Origin of the sequence: Xanthobacter autotrophicus, assembly GCF_029991245.1 — a bacterium.
Taxonomy (GTDB): domain Bacteria; phylum Pseudomonadota; class Alphaproteobacteria; order Rhizobiales; family Xanthobacteraceae; genus Xanthobacter; species Xanthobacter autotrophicus_C.
Genome location: NZ_JAIVFO010000045.1, coordinates 13738 through 31190 on the forward strand (window position 1 = coordinate 13738; position 17453 = coordinate 31190).

General features: G+C 68.6%; 18 protein-coding genes. 5 read left to right on the forward strand and 13 right to left on the reverse strand.

What is annotated here, in order from left to right; translation table 11 throughout:
* Positions 1-51 precede the first annotated feature (51 nt).
* Positions 52-3231 carry an efflux RND transporter permease subunit gene (locus K9U41_RS09985; protein ID WP_282640690.1) on the reverse strand — a complete coding sequence of 1060 codons (3180 nt, stop codon included), beginning with the start codon at positions 3229-3231 and terminating at the stop codon, positions 52-54.
* Between the two features lie 9 nt (positions 3232-3240).
* Positions 3241-4413 carry an efflux RND transporter periplasmic adaptor subunit gene (locus tag K9U41_RS09990; protein WP_282640691.1) on the reverse strand — a complete coding sequence of 391 codons (1173 nt, stop codon included), beginning with the start codon at positions 4411-4413 and terminating at the stop codon, positions 3241-3243.
* A gap of 539 nt (positions 4414-4952) precedes the next feature.
* On the opposite strand from K9U41_RS09990, the gene K9U41_RS09995 reads away from it, so the two are divergent.
* The gene (locus K9U41_RS09995; RefSeq protein ID WP_282640692.1) at positions 4953-5156 is read left to right on the forward strand and encodes a hypothetical protein; all 204 of its coding nucleotides are present in this window, start codon (positions 4953-4955) and stop codon (positions 5154-5156) included.
* Between the two features lie 40 nt (positions 5157-5196).
* On the opposite strand, the gene rnhA is transcribed toward K9U41_RS09995, so the two are convergent.
* The 3 genes from rnhA to ispH are packed head-to-tail and all read right to left on the reverse strand — an operon-like array spanning position 5197 to position 7625.
* Positions 5197-5652 carry a ribonuclease HI gene (gene rnhA / locus K9U41_RS10000; protein ID WP_282640693.1) on the reverse strand — a complete coding sequence of 152 codons (456 nt, stop codon included), beginning with the start codon at positions 5650-5652 and terminating at the stop codon, positions 5197-5199.
* Positions 5649-6614, reverse strand: coding sequence for a homoserine kinase (gene thrB / locus K9U41_RS10005; protein ID WP_282640694.1), 966 nt, complete (start codon positions 6612-6614; stop codon positions 5649-5651). The genes rnhA and thrB overlap by 4 nt, the downstream gene beginning before the upstream one ends.
* Before the next feature lie 3 nt (positions 6615-6617).
* Positions 6618-7625 (reverse strand): 4-hydroxy-3-methylbut-2-enyl diphosphate reductase, encoded by a 1008-nt coding sequence (gene ispH / locus K9U41_RS10010; protein ID WP_282640695.1) that lies wholly within the window; start codon positions 7623-7625, stop codon positions 6618-6620.
* A gap of 325 nt (positions 7626-7950) precedes the next feature.
* Between ispH and K9U41_RS10015 the strand changes: the two genes are divergently transcribed.
* Positions 7951-8652 carry a DUF1013 domain-containing protein gene (locus tag K9U41_RS10015; RefSeq protein WP_282640696.1) on the forward strand — a complete coding sequence of 234 codons (702 nt, stop codon included), beginning with the start codon at positions 7951-7953 and terminating at the stop codon, positions 8650-8652.
* Between the two features lie 110 nt (positions 8653-8762).
* On the opposite strand, the gene K9U41_RS10020 is transcribed toward K9U41_RS10015, so the two are convergent.
* Positions 8763-9593 carry a universal stress protein gene (locus K9U41_RS10020; protein ID WP_282640697.1) on the reverse strand — a complete coding sequence of 277 codons (831 nt, stop codon included), beginning with the start codon at positions 9591-9593 and terminating at the stop codon, positions 8763-8765.
* Positions 9594-9862: 269 nt separating this feature from the next.
* On the opposite strand from K9U41_RS10020, the gene K9U41_RS10025 reads away from it, so the two are divergent.
* Both K9U41_RS10025 and K9U41_RS10030 read left to right on the forward strand, forming a co-directional pair.
* The gene (locus tag K9U41_RS10025; RefSeq protein WP_432715769.1) at positions 9863-10954 is read left to right on the forward strand and encodes a glycosyltransferase family 2 protein; all 1092 of its coding nucleotides are present in this window, start codon (positions 9863-9865) and stop codon (positions 10952-10954) included.
* Positions 10951-11799, forward strand: a complete 849-nt coding sequence (locus K9U41_RS10030) for a ChbG/HpnK family deacetylase (protein ID WP_282640699.1) — start codon at positions 10951-10953, stop codon at positions 11797-11799. The genes K9U41_RS10025 and K9U41_RS10030 overlap by 4 nt, the downstream gene beginning before the upstream one ends.
* A 72-nt stretch (positions 11800-11871) precedes the next feature.
* On the opposite strand, the gene K9U41_RS10035 is transcribed toward K9U41_RS10030, so the two are convergent.
* From K9U41_RS10035 to K9U41_RS10045, 3 genes are all read right to left on the reverse strand, one after another.
* Positions 11872-12516 carry a CoA transferase subunit B gene (locus K9U41_RS10035; protein WP_149576086.1) on the reverse strand — a complete coding sequence of 215 codons (645 nt, stop codon included), beginning with the start codon at positions 12514-12516 and terminating at the stop codon, positions 11872-11874.
* A 1-nt stretch (position 12517) separates the two neighbouring features.
* Positions 12518-13231, reverse strand: coding sequence for a CoA transferase subunit A (locus K9U41_RS10040; RefSeq protein WP_282640700.1), 714 nt, complete (start codon positions 13229-13231; stop codon positions 12518-12520).
* A 93-nt stretch (positions 13232-13324) separates the two neighbouring features.
* The gene (locus tag K9U41_RS10045; RefSeq protein ID WP_282640701.1) at positions 13325-14092 is read right to left on the reverse strand and encodes an SDR family NAD(P)-dependent oxidoreductase; all 768 of its coding nucleotides are present in this window, start codon (positions 14090-14092) and stop codon (positions 13325-13327) included.
* 243 nt (positions 14093-14335) lie between these two features.
* On the opposite strand from K9U41_RS10045, the gene K9U41_RS10050 reads away from it, so the two are divergent.
* Positions 14336-15190 (forward strand): N-acetylmuramoyl-L-alanine amidase, encoded by an 855-nt coding sequence (locus K9U41_RS10050; protein ID WP_282640702.1) that lies wholly within the window; start codon positions 14336-14338, stop codon positions 15188-15190.
* Between the two features lie 30 nt (positions 15191-15220).
* Here the strand turns inward: K9U41_RS10050 and K9U41_RS10055 are convergent, their stop codons facing one another.
* The 4 genes from K9U41_RS10055 to K9U41_RS10070 all read right to left on the reverse strand — a co-directional run.
* Positions 15221-15694 carry a molybdenum cofactor biosynthesis protein MoaE gene (locus tag K9U41_RS10055; RefSeq protein WP_282640703.1) on the reverse strand — a complete coding sequence of 158 codons (474 nt, stop codon included), beginning with the start codon at positions 15692-15694 and terminating at the stop codon, positions 15221-15223.
* A 3-nt stretch (positions 15695-15697) separates the two neighbouring features.
* A complete protein-coding gene (moaD, locus tag K9U41_RS10060) occupies positions 15698-15949 on the reverse strand; it encodes a molybdopterin converting factor subunit 1 (RefSeq protein ID WP_012114366.1) in 252 nt (83 codons plus the stop codon).
* Entirely contained in the window at positions 15946-16587 is a 642-nt protein-coding gene (gene pgsA / locus K9U41_RS10065; protein WP_282640704.1) for a CDP-diacylglycerol--glycerol-3-phosphate 3-phosphatidyltransferase, read from the reverse strand. Before pgsA ends, moaD begins: the two co-directional genes overlap by 4 nt.
* A gap of 124 nt (positions 16588-16711) precedes the next feature.
* On the reverse strand, positions 16712-17453 hold a 742-nt coding region (locus tag K9U41_RS10070; RefSeq protein ID WP_282640705.1), incomplete at its 5' end, for a helix-hairpin-helix domain-containing protein.

Below are 17453 nucleotides of genomic sequence, written 5' to 3' on the forward strand. Positions count from 1 at the left end.
CGCCGATCAGCTTGCGATGCAGGCTGATCGGCGCATGCTCCAGGGGCTGTGCTACTCGGCCGGGGCCGGGTGCTGGGGCGGCTCGGCCTTGGCCTCGCGGCGCGCGCCGAGGCCCGCGAGCCACCGGGCGAAGACGTAGAAGGTGGGCGTGAAGATCAGGCCGAACAGCGTCACCCCGATCATGCCGGCGAACACCGCCGTGCCCAGCGCCTGCCGCAGCTCGGCGCCGGCGCCGGCGGCCCACACCAGCGGCACCACGCCGAGGATGAAGGCCAGCGAGGTCATCACGATGGGCCGAAGCCGCAGCCGCGCCGCCTCCACCGCCGCCTCGCGCCGGCCATGGCCCTGGTCTTCCAGCTGCTTGGCGAACTCGACGATGAGGATGGCGTTCTTGGCGGCAAGGCCGATGAGCACGATGAAGCCCACCTGGGTCAGGATGTTGTTGTCCTGACCCCGCAGGATCACGCCGATGAGCGCCGCCACCAGGCACATGGGCACGATGAGGATGACCGCCAGAGGCAGGGTCAGGCTCTCATACTGGGCCGCCAGCACCAGGAACACGAACACCACGCCCAGCGCGAAGGCGAAGATGGCGGTGTTGCCGGCCTTCTGCTGCTGGTAGGCCAGCGCCGTCCATTCATAGGAGAAGCCCTGCGGCAGCACCTTCGCCGCCAGATCCTGCATGATCTGGATGGCCTGGCCCTGCGAATAGCCGGGGGCCGGCGAGCCGTCGAGCTCGGCGGCGGGATAGAGATTGTAGCGCGGCACCCGGTAGGGACCGGAAATGTCGCGCACCGTGGTGAAGGAGCCGAGCGGCACCGTCTCCCCGCCCGCGGTCCGCACCCGGATCGAGAGCACGTCCTTGGGATCGAGCCGGAACGGCGCATCGGCCTGGGCCTGCACCCGGAAGGTGCGGCCGAACAGGTTGAAGTCGTTGACGTAGGAGGAGCCGATATAGGTCTGCAACGCGGCGAACAGGTCGGCGGTGTTCACCCGCAGCAGCTGCGCCTTCTGCCGGTCGATGTCGAGGAACAGCTGGGGCGTCGAGGTCTCGAACAGCGAATAGACCTGCATCAGCCCCGGGGTCTGCGCAGCGGCGCCCATCATGGCATAGGTGGCGTTGCGCAGGGCGAGGAGGCCCGAGCCGGAGCGGTCCTCGATCATCATGCGGAAGCCGCCGGCATTGCCGATGCCCTGCACCGGCGGCGGCTGCACCACGATCATCTGGGCTTCCTGGATGCCCGCCATCTTGCCGAACAGCACCCTCTGCACCGCCGCCGCCGTCTGCTCGGGATGGCCCTCCCGCTCGGGGAAGGGCTTCAGGATCACGAACATGGCGCCCGCGTTCGGCGCGTTGGTGAAGGTGGCGCCCGAGAAGCCGGCGATGTTGATGACGCGGCTGACGCCCGGCGTGCCGAGCACCAGGTCGCCGGCCTGCTTCATCACCGTCTCGGTGCGCTGCATGGAGGCGCCGGGCGGCAGCTGGGCGGCGATGATGAGATAGCCGCGGTCCTGCTGCGGGATGAAGCCCTGGGGCGTGGTGGTGAACAGATAGCCGCCGAAGGCAACGATGCCCGCATAGACGATGAGCACCAGCGCCACCACGCGCACCAGCCGCGCGGTCAGATAGGCATAGCCGTTGCCGAGCCGCTCGAAGGCGCGGTTGAAGAGGCCGAAGAAGCCCACCACCGGCCGGGCGTACCAGGCCGGCTTCTGGTGCACCGAGCGGTGCGGCTTCAGCAGCAGCGCGCACATGGCCGGCGACAGGGTCAGCGACACCAGCAGCGAGATCAGCGTGGAGCCGGCGATGGTGAGGGCGAACTGGCGATAGAATTCGCCGGACAGGCCGGTGATGAAGGCGGTGGGCACGAACACCGCCGTCAGCACCAGCGAGATGGCCACCAGCGCGCCGCCCACCTCATCCATGGTCTTGTAGGCGGCATCCCGCGGGGAGAGGCCCGCCTCGATGTTGCGCTCCACATTCTCCACCACCACGATGGCGTCATCCACCACGATGCCGATGGCCAGCACCAGGCCGAACAGGGACAGGTTGTTCAGCGAGAAGCCGAACAGGCCCATGACGAAGAAGGTGCCGATGAGCGAGATCGGGATGGCGAGGATGGGGATGATCGCCGCCCGCCAGCTCTGCAGGAACAGGATCACCACCAGCACCACCAGCACGATGGCCTCGCCGATGGTGTGCACCACCGCATCCACCGACTGCTGGATGAACTGGGTGGGGTTGTAGTAGATGCCGTACTTCAGCCCCTCGGGGAAGGTCTTGCCGATGCGCGCCATCTCCGCCACCACCGCGTTGCCGGTGGCGAGGGCGTTGGAGCCGGGGCGCTGGAACACGCCGAGCTGGATCGAGATGTCCTTGTCGAGGAACGAGGTCGAGGCATAGTCCTGGGCCGCGATCTCCACCCGGCCCACGTCCTTCAGCCGCACCAGCGCCTGGTCGGTCTGCTTGATGACGATGTCGGAGAAGGCCCGCGCGTCCGTAAGCCGGCCGAGGGTGCGCACCGCGATCTGGAAGGCGCGCTGCTCCGGCACCGGCGGCGCGTTGAGCACGCCGGAGGCCACCTGCACGTTCTGCGCCCGCAGCGCCGCCACCACGTCCGTGGTGGTGAGGTTGAGCTGGGACAGCCGGTTCGGATCAAGCCAGATCTGCATGGCGTATTCGCGGGAGCCGAACACGGTGATGGAGCCCACGCCGTCGATGCGCGAGAGCACGTCCTTGATCTCGATATTGGCGAAGTTCGAGATGAAGAGCGGATCGCGCGAGCCGTCGGGCGAATACAGGCTGACCACCAGCATCAGGTCGGGCGAGGACTTGGCCGTCACCACGCCCACCTGCTGCACTTCGCTGGGCAGGCGCGGCTGGGCGATGGCGACGCGGTTCTGCACCTGCACCTGGGCGATGTCGAGGTTGGTGCCGATGTCGAAGGTGACGGAAATGGAGAAGCGGCCGTCCGCCGTCGAGTTGGACGACAGGTAGAGCATGCGCTCCACGCCGTTGATCTGCTGCTCGATGGGCGCGACCACGGTCTCGGCGACGATCTCCGCCGAGGCGCCGGGATATTGACCAGTCACGGTGATCACCGGCGGGGCGATGTCCGGATACTGGGCCACCGGCAGGCGCAGGTAGGTCACCGCGCCGAGGATCATGACGACGGCGGAGACCACCGAGGCGAAGATGGGGCGGTCGATGAAGAAGTGTGAGAAGCGCATCTTCTCACCTCACTTCGCGGTCGTGGCGGCGGCTGCGGGCGGCGGGCTGGCCTCCGCCATCTGCGGGTTGACGGTGACGCCGGGCCGCACGCGCATGAGGCCGTTGACCACCACCTTGTCCTCCGCCGTGAGGCCGGAGCGGATCACCCGCATGTCGCCCACCAGCGGCCCCAGGGTGACCACCTTCTGCAGCACCTTGTTCTCCGGCCCGATCACATAGACGAACTTGTTCACCTGCTCGGTGCCGATGGCGGCGTCCGGCACCGCCAGCGACTGGTAGGGGGCGGACGAGTCGAGGCGGATGCGGGCGAACATGCCGGGGCGGAACAGGCCGTTCTTGTTGTCGAACACGGCACGGCCACGGATGGTGCCGGTTTCCCGGTCGATGACGTTGTTCAGGAAGTCGAGCTTGCCCGGGTGGATGAAATCCTTGTCGTCGATGAGCTTGAGGGCGACCGGGTCGCCGGAAACGTCGGCCCCGCCCTTGCGGCGCAGGATGCGCAGCAGGGAGGCCTCGTCGATGGTGAACTCGAAGCGGATGGGATCGATGGAAACGATCACCGCCAAAAGGGTCGGCGTCGCGCCGGAGCCCGCCGCCACGTAATTGCCCACCGAGACGCGCCGGTCACCGATGCGGCCGGAAACCGGGGCGCGCACCTCGGTGAAGGTGAGATCGAGCTGGGCGGAGTGCACGGCCGCCTGCTGCGACAGCACCGTGGCGGCGGCGGCGCGCGCGGCCTGGGTGCGCTGGTCGAAGGCCTGCTTGGAGATGGCGTTGGAGGTGCGGTCCTCCAGCAGCGTCCTGGCGCGGTCGAGGTCGGCCTTGGTGAAGTCGAGATTGGCGTTGGCCTGGTCGAGGTTGGCCTTGGCCTGATCGAGGGCAATCAGATACGGGCGCTGGTCGATGGTGAAGAGCAGGTCGCCTTCCTTCACCATCTGGCCGTCGGTGAAATGGATCTTGTCCAGATAGCCGGCGACGCGGGCGCGCACGTTCACCTCGTCGATGGCGACGAAGCGGCCCACATATTCGTCCTGGTCGGTGACGGTCTTGGTCTGCGGCGTGGCCACCGTGACCTGGGGCGGGGGCGGCGCGCCCTGCTGCTGGGCGGACGGCTGACCGCACGCGGCGAGCGGGAGGACAAACGCAACAACAAGGACCCAAAGGCGCGGGGCAGGCGTCATGGCAATCCGGCTCCTCGACGGACAAACATCCGTCAACGAAGATGTGAAGAAGGTTCGGCACCTCCCGCAACCGACGAGCCGAAACCGGAAGACGGCGCATCCGATAGCACACGCTGCCGCAATGCAAAACGGTTCATCGCGGCACAAGCCACGATTGTCGGCCGTCGTGTTCCGGCCGCGGGGGCGGCGCGCTGTCCGGTCGCAACGACGGCAAAAACGCCGCCAAGGCAAGAGGATGGCACGCTCGAGGCCAGCCAGGGACACCGGCCGGGGATCAGCCGGTGGCAAATCACTTCCCCGCGAGCCAGCCGGCTCGGCGCCATTGAGATACCATCAATCCCCGCCTATGGACAGGCCGGGCGGCGCCGATGGCGGGGCGCCAGGGGGGCGCCAGGGCAGGATGCCGACGCGGAGCGGCGATACGTCCCGGGCCGCGAGAAGCCTTTTGGAAGCGCCCCCTTCCCCATCGACAACCAGAGGGTGTAATCTTCTCTCGGGGATGCAGCCGGCCACGCGCCGGAACAGGGAGGGGATTCCAAATGAAACTGTCCGCATGGATGTTCGCGCCGGCACTGTTGCTGCTGGCCACACCCGGTGCCGTCGCACAGGGCACCCAGTCCATCGACCAGATCCGCGCCGCCTGCCAGGCGGAGAACCCGCCCGGAAAGCAGGCGGACCGCTCGACCCTCATCTCGCGCTGCATCGAGCGCAAGAAGCAGGAAGCGGCGGCCCAGAAGAAATAGCGCCGGGGGGGCGGCTCCGGGGGCCGGCTTCGCGTGCCCCTCAGCCGCCGATCCGGCCCTTCAGCTTGAACGGTGCCATGCCGGCGCGGGCCAGTTCGTCCGCGCGCTCGTTCTCGACATGGCCGGCATGGCCCTTCACCCAGTGCCAGCGCAGGGTGTGGCGCTTCAGCGCCTCGTCGAGGCGCTCCCACAGGTCCTGGTTCTTCACCGGCTTCTTGTCGGCGGTGCGCCAGCCGTTGCGCTTCCAGCCGTGCATCCACTTGGTGACGCCGTCCTTCAGATAGGCGCTGTCGGTGTGCAGATCGATGGCGCACGGCTCCTTCAGCGCCTCCAGCGCGGAGATGGCGCCCATCAGTTCCATGCGGTTGTTGGTGGTGAGGGGCTCGCCGCCGCTCAGTTCCTTCTCGTGGGCACCGAAGCGCAGGATCGCGCCCCAGCCTCCGGGGCCGGGATTGCCCGAGCAGGCCCCGTCCGTGAACACCTCAACCTCTTTCATGCCGCCAGACCGTAATCCTGCGCGCTGTCCACCGCCTGGTGGAAGCGCAGCTTCCTGAGATATTCCAGCGGGTCCTTGGGGCGCACCAGCGCGCCTTCGGGCACGTTCAGCCAGTCCACGAGGCGGGTGAGCAGGAAGCGCAGCGCGGCGCCACGGGCAAGGCGCGGCAGGGCCGCCTTCTCCTCATCCGACAGGGGCCGCACCGCCTCGTATCCGGACAGCAGCGCCCGCCCCTTGGTGACGTTGTAGGACCCGTCCTGCTCGAAGCACCAGGCGTTGAGGCACACCGCCACGTCATAGGCGAGGAAGTCGGTGCAGGCGAAGTAGAAGTCGATGATGCCCGAGAGCTTCTCGTCGAGGAAGAAGGCGTTGTCCGGGAACAGGTCCGCATGGATCACGCCCGCCGGCAGGCCCTGCGGCCAGCTTGCCTCCAGCGTCGCCAGTTCCGCCGCGATGGTGGCGGCAAGGCCCGGAGCGACGCCGTCCGCCTGCCCATGCGCCGCCTCGAACAAAGGCCGCCAGCCGGCGACGGACAGGTTGTTGGTCCGCGCCATGGGGAAGTCCGCGCCGGCCAGATGCAGCTGGGCAAGGCCCCGCCCCAGCTCGGCGCAATGTTCCGCCGTGGGCCGCCGCACCGAGACGCCGGGCAGGAAGGTGACCATGGCCGCCGGCCGCCCCGCGATCTCCGAGAGCACCGCCCCCGAGCGCTGCGCCACCGGCTGCGGGCAGGACAGGCCGCGCGCCGCCAGATGCTCCATGAGGCCGATGAAGAAGGGCAGGTCGTCCCGGTTCACCCGCTTCTCATAGAGGGTGAGAATGTAGCTGCCGCGCGTGGTCTGGACCAGGAAGTTGGAATTCTCCACCCCCTCCGCGATGCCGTGGAAAGAGGTGAGCGTGCCGATGTCGTAGCCGGACAGGAAGTCTTCAAGTTCTGCCGGCGCAACGTCCGTATAGACCGCCACGATCTACTCCGCCGCATCCGGCCGCAGGGCGCGCGGCAGGGGGAAGAACACGTCCTCCTCCGTTGAGGTCACGGTCTCGACGCTCACAGCGAAGCGTTCGGCGAAGGCGTCGATGATTTCCTCCACCAGCACCTCCGGGGCCGAGGCGCCGGCGGTGACGCCGAGGCTGGCGATGCTGGAGAACACCGTCCAGTCGATATCCGCCGCCCGCTGCACCAGCACGGCGCGGGCGCAGCCGGCGCGCTCGGCGGCCTCGCGCAGGCGCTGGGAATTGGAGGAATTGGGCGCGCCCACCACCACCAGCGCATCCACCTTGGGCGCGATGGCCTTCACCGCCTCCTGCCGGTTGGTGGTGGCGTAGCAGATGTCTTCCTTGTGCGGCTCGCTGAGCGTGGGGAAGCGCTCGCGCAGGATGGCGATCATCTGCGCCGTATCGTCCAGCGACAGGGTGGTCTGCGTCACATAGGCGAGGTTTTCCGGGTCGCGCGGCATCACGGCGCGCGCGTCCTCGGCGGTCTCGATCAGGGTGAAGGCGCCATCCGGCAGCTGGCCGATGGTGCCCACCACCTCGGGATGGCCCTCATGGCCGATGAGCAGGATGTGCCGGCCCTTTCGGAAATGCACCTGCGCCTCGCGGTGCACCTTGGTGACCAGCGGGCAGGTGGCGTCGATGGCGAACAGCTTGCGGGAGGTCGCCTCGTCCGGCACCGATTTCGGCACGCCGTGGGCGGAGAAGATCACCGGCGCCGAGGTGTCCGGCACCTCGTCCAGCTCCTCCACGAAGACGGCGCCCTTCCGCTTCAGGTCTTCCACCACGTATTTGTTATGCACGATCTCGTGGCGCACATAGACCGGCGCGCCATAGAGCTTCAGCGCCTGCTCCACGGCGTCGATGGCCCGCACCACGCCGGCACAGAAGCCACGCGGCGCGGCAAGGAGGATCTTGAGCGGCGGCTTTGCGGCGACATCCGGCGCTGCGGCGGGGTCCATGGCGGGCTCGATCGAGGGCATGGGGCGAATTGGCGGCCTTGCGGGGCGCCTGTCAAGCCGACGGAAGGGCGCGCCGGCGATTTCGGGCGGCCGTTGCGGCACCGCCCGATTTCCGGCCCTCCTGCGCACGGCAATTGCAACTTGCCCGCGGCGCGCTTATGTTGGCCCGATCCCGGATAAAGCGATGAGTTCCGCGGTCCGCCCCAAGGGAGGGGTGGCCTTGCGAACCCGCATATGCCGACGCCCTCGAATACCGACGCCAGCGCCGACCCAAACCCTGGCGTCACAGACCGAACAAGCCCGTGGACCGCAGCGTCCGACGACCAACAAGCCGCAAGAGGCCGCCATGTCGAACATACCTTTGATGCCCAAGGCCACCGCCGTCTGGCTCGTGGACAATACCGCCCTGACCTTCGAGCAGATCGGTGACTTCTGCAAGCTCCACCCCCTCGAGGTGAAGGGCATCGCCGACGGCGAGGTGGCGCAGGGAATCAAGGGGCTCGACCCCATCTCCACCGGCCAGCTCTCCCGCGACGAGATCACCGTCGCCGAGCAGAACCCCGATCGCCGGCTCAAGCTGCTGGAATCCAAGGTGCGCCTGCCGGAGCAGAAGAAGCGCCGCGGCCCGCGCTACACCCCGGTCTCGCGCCGCCACGACCGGCCCAACGCCATCCTCTGGCTGCTGCGCAACCATGCGGAGCTGAAGGACGCCCAGATCATCCGCCTGGTGGGCACCACCAAGTCCACCATCCAGTCCATCCGCGAGCGCACCCACTGGAACTCGGCCCAGCTCTCGCCCATGGACCCGGTGACGCTGGGCCTGTGCAGCCAGATCGACCTTGACCTCGAAGTCCAGCGCGCCGCCAAGGACCGTCCCGCCACCGCCATCGAGGACCGCGGCGCAACCCTGCTGCCAGCGGACGTCACCACCGGGCACGACGACATCGAGGAAGCCCCCAAGGGCCGCGAGTCCCTTGACCTCGAGACCGTGTTCGCCAAGCTCGGCGGCTCGAAGAAGAACGAAAACGAGGACGACGACGAGGACTGATCCCCGATCGGTCCTCCCCAGACGAAAAAGCCCTCTTCCGCCGGAAGAGGGCTTTTTGTTTTCCGCAGGCCGGACGCTGGACGCCGTCCAGCGCCCATCCGGTCCGGACCTCAATGGGCCATCAGCACCGGCACGGTCATGGTGGCGAGGATCTCGCGGGTCACGCCGCCCAGCACCAGCTCGCGGAGGCGGGAATGGCCGTAGCCCCCCATCACCACGAAATCGGCGCCCTGGTCCGCCACCTCGTTGAGAATGGCCGACGCGATGGGCTCGCCGGAGGTCACCGGCAGCTTGCGGACCCTGGCGTTGAGGCCATGATGGGCGAGATGGCGCACCACGTCGGCGCCCACGGTATCTTCTTCCTCCCGGTGGGCCACCACGCGGAAGACCTCCACCTCCTTGGTGCGGTGGAGCAGAGGCAGCGCCTCGGCCAGCGCACGGGCGGCGGGCCGGCTGCCGTCCCAGGCCACCACGGCGCGCTCGGCGCTGAAGGGCTTGGTCTGCACATAAGGCACGATGAGCACCGCGCGGCCCGATTCCATCAGCACCGTCTCGGCGATCACCTCTTCCGGGCCGGGCCGGTCCGGATCGGGCTGGGCCACCACCGTGAGGTCAAACAGCCGCGCCATCTCGGCGAAGCTGTTGGCGGCGACGCCCAGGGAGGCGGACAGGCTGCGCACCTCGTGGGCGACCCCTGCGGCGCTCGCGGCGGCGATGAAGCGCGCCGATGCCTTTTCGGCTGCGGACTGGTTTTCCAGCGCCTGCGCCTCGATGAAGTCGGTGGGCAGCGCCCCCATGTAGAAGGGCGGCACATCGATCTCATAAGCGACCGACAGGCCGGTGAGATGGGCACCGAAGCTTGCAGCGAGGCTCGCCGCGAAATCGCAGGCGCGATCCGTCTCGACCCCTTGGGCGAGATTGACCAGAATGTCGCGAATCATCACACAAGGCCCCCGTTCGGCCGTTTGAACGACGCGACCTTACCCTAAACTCGCCCAAAGTCTCGGGCCTTGATATCCCGCAAGAGCGGCCGCTCCTCGCGATGGGCGGCCGCCAAAATGACGACGCGGCCGCCTTGGGGGAAGACGGCCGCGCCAATGGCACGATCAATGGGGGGAATGATCGCGCTGTCCTGTCAACGCGGCGGACATGCGGGGGTTCCGCAGCCTCCGAGAAAATTTCTGCTCCCATTCGGGGCGGAGGCGGCTAGATGAGTTTGCATTCTTTGCGCGTGCCGGGCGGAAGTACCATGACACCTGACCTCAGCATCGTCGTTCCGCTCTACAATGAGGTCGAAGGGCTACCCTTCTTCCATGCCGACCTGAGCGCCGCCGCTGCCGCGGAGGCGCGCGCGCGCGGCCTCGCCATGGAAATCGTCTATGTGGACGACGGCAGCCGCGACGGCACCGCGGCGCTGGCCGCCAGCCTGCCGGTGCTGGGCATCGACGTGCAGGTGGTGGCGCTGTCGCGCAATTTCGGCAAGGAGGCCGCCCTCATGGCCGGCCTCGACCATGCCCGCGGCGACGCCGTGATGTTCATGGACGGCGACGGCCAGCATCCGCCGGAGATGATCCCCACCTTCCTGCGCCTGTGGAAGGATGAAGGCTATGACGTGGCCTATGCGGTGAAGGCCGACCGCTCCGACGAGGCCGCGAGCCGGCGCCTGTTCGTGCGCGCCTTCTACAAGCTTTTGAACTTCGGCGCCGCCACCCCCATTCCGGAGGATGCGGCCGACTTCCGCATCCTGTCTCCGCGCGCCGCCGCCGCCTTGCGGCGCATGCCGGAGCGCAACCGCTTCTTCAAGGGCCTGTCGAGCTGGATCGGCTTCCGCCAGATCGCGGTGCCCTACCGGCCGGCGCCGCGCGCCCACGGCTCCACCTCCTGGAGCTTCCTGCGCCTGCTCGGCCTGTCCATGGAGGCGCTGACCTCGTTCTCGCCGGCGCCCCTGCGCCTTGCCGCCGCGTTCGGCGCGGTGCTGGCGGGCCTTGCCCTGTTCTATGGCAGCTGGATCGTGGTGGAGCGCCTCGTCTGGGGCATCCCGCTGCCGGGCTATCCCTCCCTCGTGGTGGGCCTGATGGTGATCGGCGGCACGCAGCTGCTGGTCATGGGGCTGATGGGCGAGTACGTCGCCCGCATCCTCTCCGAGATCAAGGCGCGCCCGGTCTATTACGTGGCCGACCACGTGCTCAACCGCGCCCCCGCCGAGGCCACAGGCCACCCCCTGGCGGGGCAGCCCATTGCCGGGCAGCCCTTCGCCGGGCCGGGGCACCCATCGGCGCTGGCGTCGAGGGCCGAGCCATGAAGCGCGTGGTCCTGTGCGCCGACGACTACGCCATCGCGCCCGGCGTATCGGAGGCCATCCGCCGGCTGATCACGGCGCGCCGGATCAACGCCACCTCGGTGATGACCGTGTTCGACGGCCTCACCGAGGAGGCCGAAACGCTCAAGGCCGCGGCCGAGGCGCGGGATGTGAGCATCGGCCTGCATGTGACCCTCACCGGCACCTTCCCCCCGCTCACCCGGGGCATGGCCGGGCCGAACGGCTCGTTCCCCACGCTGTCCCGGGTGGTGCTCGCGGCCCTGTCGCGGCGGCTCGATGCCAAGGCGGTGGAGGCGGAGGTGGAAGCACAGTTCGAGGCCTTCCTCGCCGCCTTCGGCCGGCCGCCGGACCATGTGGACGGCCACCAGCACGTGCATGTGCTGCCGGTGGTGCGCAAGGCGGTCCTCGCCGCCACCGCGCGCCTTGCCCCCCGCGCCTGGCTGCGCGACGTGACCCCGGCCAAGGCGGCGCTCCACGGCTTCGACATGAAGGGCCGGCTCATCGGCGCCTTCGCCAGCGGCTTCGCGCGGGACGCGGCGCGGCTTGGCCTTGCCACCAATCGCGGCTTCGGCGGCGCCTATGACTTTTCCGCCGACCACGATTTCGCGACCCTGCTCACCCACTTCCTGAAGGGCGTGCCCGACGGTGGGCTGGTGATGGTGCATCCCGGCCGGGTGGACGATCCGCTCACCGCGCGCGATCCGCTCACCCAGCAGCGGGAGGTGGAATATGCCGTGCTGCACGGCGACGCGATGCGCGACATCCTCGATGCCGCCGGCGTAAGCCTCGCCCTGCCGCAAGCGCTGCGGGCCAAAGCTGCGGCGTGAACAAAGGGGCTTGAACGAAAAAGGCTCCCCCGCAGCGCGGAGGAGCCTTCATCGTCAGGACCGGTGTGCGCCTCAGGCGAGGCCCACCTCGAACTTGGCCGCCGTCTTGGCCTTCACCTCGTCGAGGGTGACGCCCGGCGCCAGTTCCTTCAGCACCAGCGTGCCGCCGCGCTTGGTGAACGCGAACACCGCAAGGTCGGTGATCACGAAGTCGGTCACGTTGGTGCCGGTGAGCGGCAGGGTGCACTTCTCCACCAGCTTCGGCGCGCCGGACTTCTCCACGTGCTCCATGAGCACGATGACTTCCTTGGCGCCGGCCACCAGATCCATGGCGCCGCCCATGCCCTTCACCATCTTGCCGGGCACCATCCAGTTGGCGATGTCGCCGGTCTCGGACACCTGCATGGAGCCGAGGATGGACAGGTCCATGTGGCCGCCACGGATCATGGCAAACGAATCGGAGCTGGAGAAATAGGAGGTGTCCGGCACCTCGGTCACGGTCTGCTTGCCGGCATTGATGAGGTCGGGGTCCTCCTCGCCCTCATAGGGGAAGGGGCCGATGCCCAGCATGCCGTTCTCGCTCTGGAAGCTCACGGTCATGCCGGGGGGCAGCGCGTTGGCGACCAGGGTGGGGATGCCGATGCCGAGGTTGACGTAGAAGCCGTCGCGGATCTGCTGGGCGGCGCGGGCCGCCATCTCGTCACGGGTCCAGGCCATCTCACTTCACCTCTTCGCGCTTGCGGGTGGTCACCTTCTCGATCCGCTTCTCGGCGCCGGTGCTGACGACGATGCGGTCCACATAGATGCCGGGGGTGTGGATGGTGTCGGGATCAAGGTCGCCGATCTCCACCAGCTCCTCCACCTCGGCAATGGTGACCTTGCCGGCGGTGGCCATCATCGGATTGAAGTTCCGCGCGGTCTTGCGGTAGACGAGGTTGCCTTCCTTGTCGGCCTTCCACGCCTTGATGATGGAGAGGTCGGCCACGAGGCCCGTCTCCAGCACATAATGCTCGCCGTTGAACTCGCGGGTGGGCTTGCCCTCGGCGATGATCGTGCCGTAGCCGGTCTTGGTGTAGAAGCCGGGAATGCCCGCGCCGCCGGCGCGGATGCGCTCGGCCAGCGTGCCCTGCGGGTTGAACTCCAGCTCCAGCTCGCCGGCCAGATACAGCTTCTCGAACAGCTTGTTCTCGCCCACGTAGGACGACAGCATCTTCTTGATCTGGCCGTTGGCGAGGAGGATGCCGAGGCCGAAATCGTCCACGCCGCAATTGTTGGACACGCAGGTGAGGTTCTTCGCGCCGAGGTCGCGGATGGCGGCGATGAGGTTCTCGGGGATGCCGCAGAGACCGAACCCGCCGGCCATGATCATCATGCCGTCGGCGAGGACGCCCTCCAGGGCACTTTTCGCGTCCGGGTACACCTTGTGTCGCATCGTTTCCTCCTCGGCGCTGGCGCCTCGATGACCTTATGAGGCCGGTCCCTCAAGCGGAAGCGGGACCAGGCGGAATGGCGCGCCGCCGCGCCGTCACAGGGATGAGACGAGGTGGCCGCCATCGACCACCAGCGTCGTCCCGGTCACGTAGCGGGCGGCGTCGGAACACAGGAACAGGAGCGGACCCTCGAGATCCTCGAGGGTGCCGAGGCGGCGGCTGGGAATGCGCTTCACCAGCGCCTGGCCCGCCGGGCTCGAAAAGAACTCCCGGTTGAGGTCGGTTTCCACATAGCCGGGGCAGAGCGCATTGGCCTGGATGGAATGGCGCGCCCATTCGAGCGCCATGGACTTGGTCAGCTGCACCAGGGCCGCCTTGGAGGCCGCATAGGCCGCCACCTGCCCGGCGATGCGCAGCCCGAGGATGGACGCCACATTGACGATGCGGCCGCCGCGCCCGGTCTGCACCATGGCGCGCGCGGCTTCCCGGCCCACCAGGAAGCCGCCCTTCAGATTGGTGTCGAGGATGCGGTCCCACGCCTCGGCGGTCTCGTCCATGAGCGGCGTGGTGCCGGTGACGCCCGCATTGTTGACGAGAATGTCGAGGCCGCCGAACGCCGCCACCACCTCGCCCACCGCCGCCGTGGCCGAAGCCTCGTCGCTCACGTCGAGGGCGATGGGCAGCGCGGTGCCGCCGGCGGCCGCGATGCGGGCGCACAGATCGGCACAGGCATCGCGCCGACGCGCCGCCACGGCCACTCGCGCTCCGGCGGCCGCAAGCCGCTCGGCGAAAAAGGCCCCGAGACCTCCGGACGCACCCGTCACCAGGGCGGAGCGACCGTCGAGCGAAACACGAAAATCCATGGAATGCGTCTCTGGATCGTTTCTCTCACCAGCGCAGGGACCGTTGGCCGGCTCTTCAGGAGGGCGCCCCTGTTTCATAGACGTGGCCCGCGGCGGGACGCAAGGGCCTCAACCGGTCGCAACGCATCCGCGTTGAGGCGCGGCCGCATCCACGGAGAGCAGGATGGAGAATGCACAACTAAAGATTGAATAATAATACACGGCAATCATAGGATGCGGCTCCGCTTGACGCTGGGAGGGGTCATGGGCTTTGTCATCAACACACGCCATCGACTGGAACAGAACGGCCGCGCCGTGGAGCGCATCGCTTCGCCCGCCGCACACACCGGCGGCACCTTCGGGTCGACGCCGCACATCCTCATCATGCATTTCACCTACGGCGCCTCGGCCCGCTCCAGCGCCTCCTGGTTCCAGAACCCGGAAAACACGTCCAAGTCCTCCGCCCATGTGGTCGTCGACCGCGACGGCTCGGTGATCCAGTGCGTGGACTTCGACACCGCCGCCAACCATGCCGGCAATTCGAGCTGGGGCGGGCTGACCTCCTTCAACACCAAGTCGTTCGGCATCGAGCTGGCCAACTGGGGCTATCTGAAGCCCGGTCCCGGCGGGAGCTGGACCTCCTATACCAACGTGCCCATCGCCAGCCCCTTCCTCGCCGCCCACAAGAACGGCAATCCCTATCGACCGTCGGACGCGGCCATCGGCTGGGAGCCCTATCCGCCCGAACAGATGGCGACGGCGGTGGCCATTGCGCGGGCACTCGCGGCCAAATACGGCGTGGACACCATCCTCGGGCATGACGATATCGCCCGCGGCCGCAAGTGGGACCCCGGCCCGGCCTTCGACATGGCGCGGTTCCGCACCCAGGTGCTGGGTGGACGGGCGGAGGACGGGCCCAACATCCTGACGGTGCGCTCGCCGACCGGCCTCAACCTGCGCCAGGGGGCGGGCACGGAGTTCGCAGTGATCCAACTGCTCGCCGACGGCACGCAGGTCGCGCCCGTCGAGCACCGTAGCAGCTGGTGGTTCGTGAACGTGCTCGACGACGAGGGCGTGGCGCATAAATCCGGCTGGGTGCACGGCGCCTTCCTCGCCTGACGGCGGAACCGCAGTGCGGACCGAGCGCGGTCAGTCCCGCGCCCAGCGGTCCGCCGCCGCGTCGTCGCTGGCCTTGGCCTCGACCCATCCGCCGGCGTCGGCGCCGTCTGCCCGCTCTTCCTTCTTCCAGAAGGGGGCGCTGGTCTTCAGCCAGTCCATGAGGAATTCGGCCGCGGCGAAGGCCGCCGCCCGGTGCGCCGAGGCGGTGGCGACGAACACGATGGGGTCGCCCGGCACCAGCCGCCCGTGCCGGTGCACCACGATGGCGCCCAGCAGCGGCCAGCGCGCACGGGCCTCGGCCACATGGCGCTCGATTTCCTCTTCCGCCATGCCGGGATAATGCTCCAGCGTGAGCGCCTTGAGCCCCGCCCCGTCCGCCCCCGCATCAGCGCGGCACAGGCCGGTGAAGGTGACGATGCCGCCCACGTCGGTGCGCCCCTGCGCCAGGCGCGCCACCTCGGCGGCCGCATCGAACGGCGCCTCCTGGATGCGGACGGAAAACACGGCTCAGCCTCCGGTCATGGGGGGGAAGAAGGCCACTTCCCGCACCCCGGCCAGCGAGGCATCCGGCTTCACATGGCGCCGGTCGAGGGCGGCGCGCACCACCGCCGCATTTTCAAAGGCGTAGGCGTGGGCCTCGTCGCGTCCGGCGAGCCAGCGGGCAAGATCGGCCACGGTCGCCACCTCGGCGGGTGGCGCCACCTCCTCCTCCGCCAGCCCGACGCGCTCGCGCAGCCAGGCGAAATACAGGATCTTCACCGCTCGTCCTCCACCAGGTGGCGGGCGCCGGCCCGGAAATAATCATAGCCGGTGTAGAGCGTGAGCACGGCCGAGACCCACAGCAGGGTCAGCCCCACGAGGTTCACCCCCGGCAGCACGCTCTCCCCGGCCGGTCCCGTGATGAGCACGCCGACGGCGACAAGCTGAAGCGTCGTCTTCCACTTGGCGAGGCGGGAGACGGGCACCGAGACCCGCAGCTCGGCCAGGAACTCGCGCAGGCCGGACACCAGGATCTCGCGGCACAGGATGACGATGGCCGCCCACAGGGACCAGCCGCGGATGGTGCCGTCGGAGGCGAACATCAGAAGGCAGGTGGACACCAGCAGCTTGTCGGCGATGGGGTCCAGCATCCGCCCGATGGCCGATTGCTGCGACCAGGCGCGGGCGAGATAGCCGTCGAAGAAATCCGTGACCGCCGCGGCGATGTAGAGCGCGAGCGCCACCCAGCGCAGCCACAGCCCGCCGGCCAGGATGTCCGACCAGAACAGGCAGGCCGCCACCAGCGGCACCGCCACGCAGCGCGAATAGGTGAGGATGTTGGGCAGCGAGAGTGCGTGGCTCCGCCCGCGCTGTTCGGGCGCGGAGGACGTGGGGGAACGGGTCGCTGCCTCTACCATCGGGTCTCTTCGTCGGTCGGATGCCGCCTGTGTGTCCGCGCCCCAGGGCGGCGGACGGCTTCTATTTAGGCCGCGCACGCGACCGACGGAAGCCTCCGTTCAAATCGAGCGGGTCCGGAAGTCCTCACCCGGGCGACCGCTCATGAAAATAATCATACACCGCCTTGGCGGTCGCGGCATTGATGCCGGCCACCTGCTCCAGATCGGCCAGGGAGGCGCGCTCGATGGCCTTGAGGGTGCCGAAATGGCGCAGCAGCGCGCGCTTGCGGGTGGGCCCGACGCCGGCGATGGCCTGAAGCCCGGCTTCCGTGATGTCCTTCTTCCTCCGGGCGCGATGGGAACCGATGGCGAAGCGGTGGGCCTCGTCGCGCAGGCGCTGGATGAAATAGAGCACCGGGTCGCGCGGCTCCATGCGGAACGGCGTGCGGCCGGGCAGGAAGAACTGCTCGCGCCCGGCCTCGCGGTCGAGGCCCTTGGCGATGCCCACCAGCGGCACGTCGGTGATGCCCAGCTCGTCCAGCACCGTGCGCGCCGCATTGAGCTGGCCGAGGCCACCGTCGATGAGCACGAGGTCCGGCCACGGCGAGGCTTCGGTTGCGTCGGGCAGGGCGTCCGCCTCCTCCGGATCGGGACTGGGCAGATCGTCCGGTTCGGCGCTCGAAGGCACCGCTTCCAACGGCGTCGGCACGACCGGCCCGGCGAGACCACCGTCATGGCCGGGCTCGGCGCGGATGCCCGGCACAAGGCCGGGCATGACCGGCGGCGAAGCGGCTTGCGCACCTTGCGCCGCGCCAGCGGCACCGGGTCCCCCGCCGCCCGCATCCGGCTCCAGCACGCCACGTGCCGTCTCCCCCTCGCCCTCGCCC